This is a genomic window from Coleofasciculus sp. G3-WIS-01 (assembly GCF_040223135.1).
GTDB lineage: Bacteria > Cyanobacteriota > Cyanobacteriia > Cyanobacteriales > Coleofasciculaceae > Coleofasciculus.
The window spans coordinates 1-7951 of the sequence record NZ_JAVJZI010000141.1; the positions used below are offsets into that span (position 1 = coordinate 1).

The window sequence follows — 7951 nt, forward strand, 5'->3', positions numbered from 1 at the left end:
ACTTTACCCCAGAAATGGGTGAAAACCGGAGGGGCAACCATACCCCTCCACCCCGAAAGGGGTATGCTTCTTAAACCGCTACCGCGTGTTCCTCCCTGGTCTAAAGACACAGGGTTTCCCACAACGAAGGATTTTTATGAGCCTGGTTCAGGTGACAAGGGACTGAAGTGTCATGTCAGTTAAATCTCCAGAATCACGATCTGCACTTTTTTCTAGTCCCTTGGTAGCGAGACTTTCACTAAGTTCACAAGTTGATGTGAGCTGGGTGAGGTCTGCCTTTTCTCATCAAGCTCTATCAGCGGTATATTAGTTAAGGAGCTTGAGAGAATGTTAGCCGCATTTACCGCCGGATTATTACTGATTACGATTTCTGAGTTAGGAGATAAGACGTTTTTTATCGGCGTAATCTTGTCCATGCGCCATTCGCGGCGGCTGGTCTTTTTAGGAGTCCTAGGGGCGTTAGCAGCGATGACACTACTATCCGTGTTATTGGGACAGGTGGTGTCGTTGCTCCCTCAATATTATATTCATTATGGGGAAATTGCTTTATTTTTAGGATTTGGCTTTAAGCTGTTGTATGATGCCAGTCAAATGCCAGCTGTTGCTGAAAATACAGGGGCAAAGGAAGCGGCGATGGAAGTCGCCAAGCAGAATCCGGATGGCGCGATCGCACGTTCAGCAAAAGATAAGTTACGTTCTGCCAATCTCGCTATTGTACTGCAAGCCTTTACTATGACCTTTCTGGCGGAGTGGGGCGATCGCACCCAAATTAGCACCATCGCCTTAGCCGCCTCCTATCAACCGATTGGCGTTACTTTAGGGGCAATTTTAGGTCATGGGATTTGCACGGCGATTGCGGTAATCGGTGGACGGTTAATTGCGGGACGAATTTCTGAACGTTGGGTGACGGCGTTAGGGGGAGTGTTATTTTTGATTTTCGGCGCAGTAGCAATCTTAGAAGGAAGTCTCCCCAGTGTAGATATACTACAGCAAGGCTAAAGCCTTATCCCATAATCGTTTTAGCGATTACCATCTCAAAAGCGGCTTTCTACCTCTACTGGACTTTGGACAAAATGCTTGCAGATACTACATCTAGGGCAAAAATGAGAGAAAGCTTACGCTATATGCAGTGTAAAAATCCTATTTGTCCAAAGTCCAAACCTCTATAGATCATAGAGAACAACCTATTGAGCCCAGAAAGATGTGAGTAATGCATAGGCTCTTAAGGGGGCTGGGGAGTTAGGCTTTTCCAGTTTCCAACAAGAACTATTTTAGCTGTATCACGCCAGCCCTCAGCGCTCCACTGGCTTATGGCGCTCGCATCGTAACTACGAACAGTAATCAAAACAGTATGCTGAAAAAGGAATAGTACACCTTTATCCCAAAACGGTCACTAATGCGACCTTCCATTCGACTTTATGACTTAATCACTCATAGCTTATTAGTTTAGCATCCCTATGGCATCCGCTCCTCATCTCCCTAACCAACCTTGGTGCTTCCACTCTCCCCAACTGAACGATATCCTCGATCGCCAGCCGGTTACAGTGACGCTGGATACCCCTGTGGTTGAGGTTTTGGCGCGAATGAGTCAGGTGCAGGGATGTTCCTGTTCCCAGGATAAAGATCAGACGCCAGAACCCTCTGAGAATCCCTTACTGTTTCTCTCCACTAGCTGTGTGTTAGTCATCCAAGGATCACAGCTTATGGGTATCTTTACTGAACGGGATGTGGTGCGCTTAACTGCACAAGGGCGAAATTTGGCGGGGGTGAGTATTCGCCAGGTAATGAGTCCCCCGGATTATCGCCTCAAGTCGAGCGAGTTTCGAGATGTTTTCAGTGTCTTAGGTATTCTCAAACAATACCAGATTCGTCATCTACCTGTGGTGGATGAGCACGAACAATTCCTAGGTTTAATTACGCTTTCCACCCTGCGTTCAGTCATTGAACCATCTCATCTGCTGAAACTACGAACGGTAGATGAGGTGATGAATACTACCGTAATTCAAGCAACCGTCGATACCTCAGTTCTCAAACTGGCACAGTTGATGGCACGACATCGAGTCAGTTGTGTGGTTATTTGTCAAGAGATTCCGGGAAAAAATCAACAAAAACCTGTCGGAATTGTCACGGAACGGGATATTGTCCAGTTTCAGGTATTGGGCGTCAATCTGAGTGGATTAAAGGCAAATGATGTCATGAGTCAACCCCTATTTTGCCTGGGTACCACAGATAATCTTTGGCAAGCCAATCAGGAAATGCAGCGTCGCTATGTACGGCGATTAGTCGTCACGGGTGACGAGGGGGAATTGTTGGGAATTGTCACCCAAACTCGGTTGCTGCAAGTTCTTGATCCGATGGAAATGTATGGCGTGATTGACCAATTACAGCAAGTCATCGGTCAGTTAGAAGCGGAAAAGATTGAGTTATTAGAAAGTCGCAATACCCAGCTAGAAGAATTAGTCCAATCCCGCACCAAACAGTTACAAAAACAGGCAGAACGGGAACATATTTTACGTTCCATTGCCCAACGGATTCGCTGCTTCCTGAAACTGCCGGATATCTTCCAAGCCACGGTTCAAGAAGTGCGGCAATTACTCCATTGCGATCGCGTTTTGGTTTATCAGTTCACTGAGGATTGGAGTGGGGAGATTGTCGCTGAATCGGTGGGTGATTTTCCCCCAGTTATCGGATCACAAATTCGTGATAGTTACTTCCAAGAAACCAAGGGATCTGACTATCTGAATGGGCGGCGTCAGGTGACGAATAATATCTATCATCAAGGGTTAAACCCCTGCCATTTAGAATTACTCGAACAGTTTCAAGTCAAAGCTATTCTCACCGTACCCATTATTATTAACGAACAACTCTGGGGCTTATTAGTCGCCCATCACTGTGCCGCCCCCCGTCAATGGCAACCCCAGGAATTAGACTTATTAGAACAACTCAGCATTCAAATCGCGATCGCGATTCAACAAGCGAATGCTTTTTCCCAATTGCAAACTGAACTCGCTGAACGGCAAAAGGCAGAAAAATTTGCAAAGGCGACTCAAGAACGACTGCATTATTTACTCTCCGCGAGTCCCACAGCCATTTATAGTCGCCAGTTTATTCCTCCCTATCAAACCACATTTATTAGTGATAATATTACCGCCCTGATTGGCTATACACCAGCGGAAATTCTCGAACAAGCCGATTTTTGGTTAAATCATATTCATCCCCAAGACTTACCCACCGCTCTCACCGGATTTGCTCAACTTTTTCAGCAAGGCTATTCGATTCAAGAATATCGATTTAAGCAGAAAAATGGAGAGTATATTTGGCTACAAGATGATTGGAAATTGATTCGCAATGAACAAGGAATTCCCCAAGAAATAATTGGTGCGTGGCTGGATATTTCCCATCGGGTTCAGGCGCAGGAAAAAGCCCAAACCAGTGAAAAACTGTTAGAGTTATTTTATGAATCTGCCCCAGTGGGCTTATGTATTACCGATGAACAATGGCAACTGGTTCGGGTGAATCCTGCCTTTTGCCAACTATTTGCCTATCCGTGTGATTATTTATTAGGACGATCCTTAACTGAATTCCTTAACCCTAACCATTCCGGTGAATGGCAGGTACGGCGTCATGATGGTAAATTAATTGATATTCAGGTTACCACTGGACCAATCATGCAGCAAGGGGAACGCTGTTTGCGGGTAACCACGGTTACGGATATCACGGAACGAAAAAAAGCCGAACAAGCGATTCAATCTATGGCGGGACAGTTGTCTACAGTGATTGATACCGTAGGCGAAGGAATTACCCTGAGTAATAGTCAGGGTAAATTCCGCATCTTTAATCATCAAATGCAGCAAATTACCGGATATACACGCCAGGAGGCAAATCGTTGTGATGATTTTCTCCTCCAACTTTATCCTGATCCGGTTCTATATCAGCAAGTGAAGCAATGGCAAAAAAATCCCAATCGCAGACGCAAACTGCGAAATATTGAAACCACGTTTGTAGATAAAATCGGCAGACAGAAAACCCTGTTAGTATCGAATTCAATTATTTACCAAGATAATCAAATTTTCTTTTTAAGCGCCTATCGAGATATTAGCGATCGCAAACAAGCCGAAGAATCGCTGAAACACTTGAATGAAGCCCTAGAACGGCGGGTGCAAGAACGGACAACGGCGTTAGAACAGACGGTGGAACAACTGCACCGAGAAATTAATGAACGCCATCAAACGGAATTAGCCCTACAAGACTCTCATCGCAAGATTAATAATATATTAGAAAGTATTACTGAAGGCTTTTTTGCCCTGGATCAAAATTGGCGGTTTACCCACTTTAACTCCCTCTTAGCCCCCTTAATTAATCGTCCAGTACCCGACATGATTGGTAGATGTATCTGGGATGAATTTCCTGACGCCATGGGCACGAAATTTGAAGATGTCTATCGCCAAGCGGCGCGGGAACAAAAACCGATGGCGTTTGAGGAGTTGTATGCACCACATAATATCTGGTTTGAAGTGCGGGTATATCCCTCGGAGGAAGGGTTATCTGTCTATTTTCGGGATATTAGCGATCGCAAACAAGCAGAATTGGCGCTGCAAGAAAGTCAGCGATTTATCCAACGGATTGCGGATACGAACCCGAATGTGTTATATATTTATGATCTAGTCGAACAACGAAATATCTACATTAACCGTTCCGTTGCTCAAATTCTGGGCTATAGCCCAGAAGAAATTCAGCAGATGGAATCTAGATTGTTTCCCTCTCTGATGCATCCCGATGATTTAGCTTTAATGTCACTCAAGCATCAACGCTTTGATCGGGCGAAAGATGGGGATATTATTGAATGTGAGTATCGGATGCGCCATGCAAATGGTCAATGGCGTTGGTTGTATAGTTGGGATACCATTTTTACTCGCACATCTGAGGGGAAACCGAAACAGATTCTGGGTACGGCGTCAGATATTACGTCGCGCAAACAGGCGGAAGAAACTCTGCGTCAACAGGTTGAACGGGAACGATTAATCAGTGCGATGTCTCAACGCATTCGTCAATCCCTAGACTTGGAGACAATTCTCACTACAACGGTTAAAGAAGTCCAACAATTACTGATGGCTGACAGAGTATTAGTGTATCAGCTTTTTGAGGATAATCGGGGACGGGCAATTGCGGAAGGGGTAGCGTCAGGATTTCCCCAGTTATTGAATATTATTTTTCCGGCGGAAGCCTTTCCCCCAACCTGTTATCAGAATTATGTTCAGGGAAAAGTGTATACTTTAGCCGATCGCGATCGCGAAGAGGTTTTACCCTGTATGGTAGACTTCATGGGGGAGTACGCAATCCGGGCAAAACTGGTTGTCCCCATTGTCCAACAGGATATCCTCTGGGGATTACTAATCGTCCATCAATGTTCCCATCCGCGAGAGTGGAAAACCTGGGAAATTGAGTTACTCCTATCCCTAGCCACCCAACTCGCGATCGCGATTAAACAGTCTCAATTATACGAGCAATTGCGCCACAATAATGATATCTTGGCGACAACAAATGCGGAACTCGCCCACGCTACCCGCTTAAAAGACGAGTTTCTGGCAAATATGAGTCATGAATTGCGAACGCCTCTAAATGCGATTCTGGGTTTATCTGAAAGCTTACAAGAAGAAGTCTATGGGGAGATTACTGACAAGCAGCGCAAATCTCTCGCCACGATTGAAAAAAGTGGTAGACATTTACTGGAGTTAATTAACGATATTCTCGATTTAGCCAAGATTGAATCGGGGAAGTTGGAGTTAAACCTGACATCCGTTAGTATTACCCAACTGTGTGATGCGAGTTTAAGCTTGATTAAACCCCTCGCTTTAGATAAAAACATTACGCTTACAGGTAATATTGCCGAAGGATTAGAGACTATTCTGGGCGATGAACGACGCTTACAGCAAGTCTTAATTAACTTATTAAGTAATGCGGTGAAATTTACCCCAGAGGGGGGACGGGTTACGGTAGAAATTTGTAAGCAAGATGGGGGAGATGAGGGAGACAAGGACGTAAACTCTACATTTAGTCAGGGCGGGTTTTGTTCAAACGTTACTATCAATAGCCAAAAGAAAATGCCTAAACCCGCCCCTACAAACCATACCCTTGAGGGGGACGAAGGGTTAACACTCAAAACTTCCCCAAATGAGATGCTTTATATCAGTGTTAGTGATACGGGAATAGGTATTGCGAAAGAACATCTGGAGAAACTCTTTCAATCCTTTGTCCAAATTGATAGCAGTTTATCCCGGCGTCATCAGGGAACAGGGTTAGGATTGGCATTAGTCCGGCGGATTGTGGAATTACATGGGGGATGGGTAACAGTAGACAGTGAACTCGGAAAAGGAAGTTGCTTTACCGTGAGACTTCCTTGGCGTTCTCATTCAGCAAATTATCCCGTCAGTTCCCCAGAGGAAAAGGCGACGTTGGGGTGTAGTTTATCAGACATTGAAGACACGAATTTGCCGCGAACGACTCCCTTAATTTTATTAGCTGAAGACAACGAAGCCAACACCCAAACCTTATCCGATTACTTACAGGGAATCGGCTATGAAATGATCATAGCAAAAGATGGCAAAGAAGCCGTACAACTCAGCCAACGGCGGAAGCCTGATCTGATTTTAATGGACATTCAGATGCCAGAACTTGATGGGTTAAGCGCCACGCAACAGATTCGCGCCAATCCCCGCACTGCTAACATTCCAATTATTGCGATAACGGCGCTGGCGATGTCAGGCGATCGCGAAAAATGTTTAGCCGCCGGTGTATCCTATTATATGACTAAACCTGTGAATTTGAAGAAACTAGCAACGATTATTAATGCCTTACTCAATGGATAAGTTTAGATAAACTATGAATCATGAAATGTTCCACCATACACCATCTAACTTGGTAGGTTACTGGGAAAATGAAACCGCGCTTGAGAGGTGGTTGGAAAAGTCGCTATGGCTTCGTTGATGCATTTTTTATCCCCCTAAATCCCCCTTTTTAAGGGGGACTTTGATTGAGATTAAGCATTGTAGGTTGGGTTTCCTTACGTCAACCCAACAAAATCTAAGGTTAAGGTTTTTCACTATGAACTTCATGATGAACTTAATCCTGCTTCAAGTTAACTGGATTATAGACTAAGGTTCCCTGACGACGAACGAATTCAATACTACCCATCCTCCTCCCGCGCTTGCTGAAGTAAACAATAAATCGCTAAACCCGCCGCCGCAATTCCCACAAAAGCCGAATAGGTGTAAAGAGTAACGATAAACGTACTTACTTCCAAGGTTTTTAGCAAAAGTTCAGAATGCTTTTTGTTCATAAGAGTTGGGTTGAATGGTTTACTCTTTCATCAAACACCCCCGAATCCCAGGTTTAATCCCAATCCCAACCCACTTGTTAACCATTTTGTCCCAAGTTAGTCCCAAGTTAGTCCTTGATATACTAAGAAAAAGATTGTGCGATCGCGCATGAAAAGAGGTACAAGGGTTCATCCTGACTATATCCCCAAGCTGAAACAAGCACTCAGGCGCAATGGCTTCCCGCGTCAGCCGGATTTAGCCGAAGCCGTAGGCGTATGTCAAAACACGGTGAACAGCTTTCTCAACGGTAAACCAGTTGACCACTTAAACTTTGAGGAACTCTGTGATAAACTCGGCTATGATTGGCGAGAGGTTGCCGATTTGGGGAAAAATCCCGAAACCCAAAACGCGCCAAATGTCAATCCCGATTTCCCATCTAACCCATCTGCTGTAGGGGCGGGTTTAGGCGCTAACTCAACAACATTAACCCCTAACGCCTCAACAAAACCCGCCCTCACCACCGCAACCAACCCAAAAAACACCCTCAACCCACCATCCCCAAATAATGTAGGGGCGGGTTTAGGCGCTAACTCAACAACATTAACCCCTAACGCCCCAACAAAACCCGCCCTCAC

Annotated in this window: 5 protein-coding genes; 4 read left to right on the top strand and 1 reads right to left on the bottom strand. The window is 45.0% G+C overall.

Annotated elements, in window-relative coordinates; genetic code table 11:
- From RIM23_RS14060 to RIM23_RS14070, 3 genes are all read left to right on the top strand, one after another.
- Nucleotides 1–183 (top strand): hypothetical protein (locus tag RIM23_RS14060; RefSeq protein ID WP_446367866.1); only part of this gene is annotated, 183 nt, incomplete at its 5' end.
- A 144-nt stretch (nt 184–327) separates the two neighbouring features.
- Nucleotides 328–999 carry a TMEM165/GDT1 family protein gene (locus RIM23_RS14065; protein WP_446367867.1) on the top strand — a complete coding sequence of 224 codons (672 nt, stop codon included), beginning with the start codon at nt 328–330 and terminating at the stop codon, nt 997–999.
- A 458-nt stretch (nt 1000–1457) separates the two neighbouring features.
- The gene (locus RIM23_RS14070) at nt 1458–6866 is read left to right on the top strand and encodes a PAS domain S-box protein (RefSeq protein ID WP_446367868.1); all 5409 of its coding nucleotides are present in this window, start codon (nt 1458–1460) and stop codon (nt 6864–6866) included.
- 317 nt (nt 6867–7183) lie between these two features.
- Here the strand turns inward: RIM23_RS14070 and RIM23_RS14075 are convergent, their stop codons facing one another.
- On the bottom strand, nt 7184–7336 hold the full coding sequence (locus tag RIM23_RS14075) for a hypothetical protein (RefSeq protein WP_446367869.1): 153 nt from the start codon (nt 7334–7336) through the stop codon (nt 7184–7186).
- A 148-nt stretch (nt 7337–7484) separates the two neighbouring features.
- Between RIM23_RS14075 and RIM23_RS14080 the strand changes: the two genes are divergently transcribed.
- Nucleotides 7485–7951, top strand: a 467-nt coding sequence (locus RIM23_RS14080) for a helix-turn-helix domain-containing protein (RefSeq protein WP_446367870.1), incomplete at its 3' end; no start/stop codon positions are given.

What these genes read in the sequence shown, in the direction of transcription:
- RIM23_RS14075 (WP_446367869.1), bottom strand. Translation starts at nt 7,336, where the DNA reads ATGAACAAAAAGCATTCTGAACTTTTGCTAAAAACCTTGGAAGTAAGT.
- RIM23_RS14065 (WP_446367867.1), top strand. Translation starts at nt 328, where the DNA reads ATGTTAGCCGCATTTACCGCCGGATTATTACTGATTACGATTTCTGAG.
- RIM23_RS14070 (WP_446367868.1), top strand. Translation starts at nt 1,458, where the DNA reads ATGGCATCCGCTCCTCATCTCCCTAACCAACCTTGGTGCTTCCACTCT.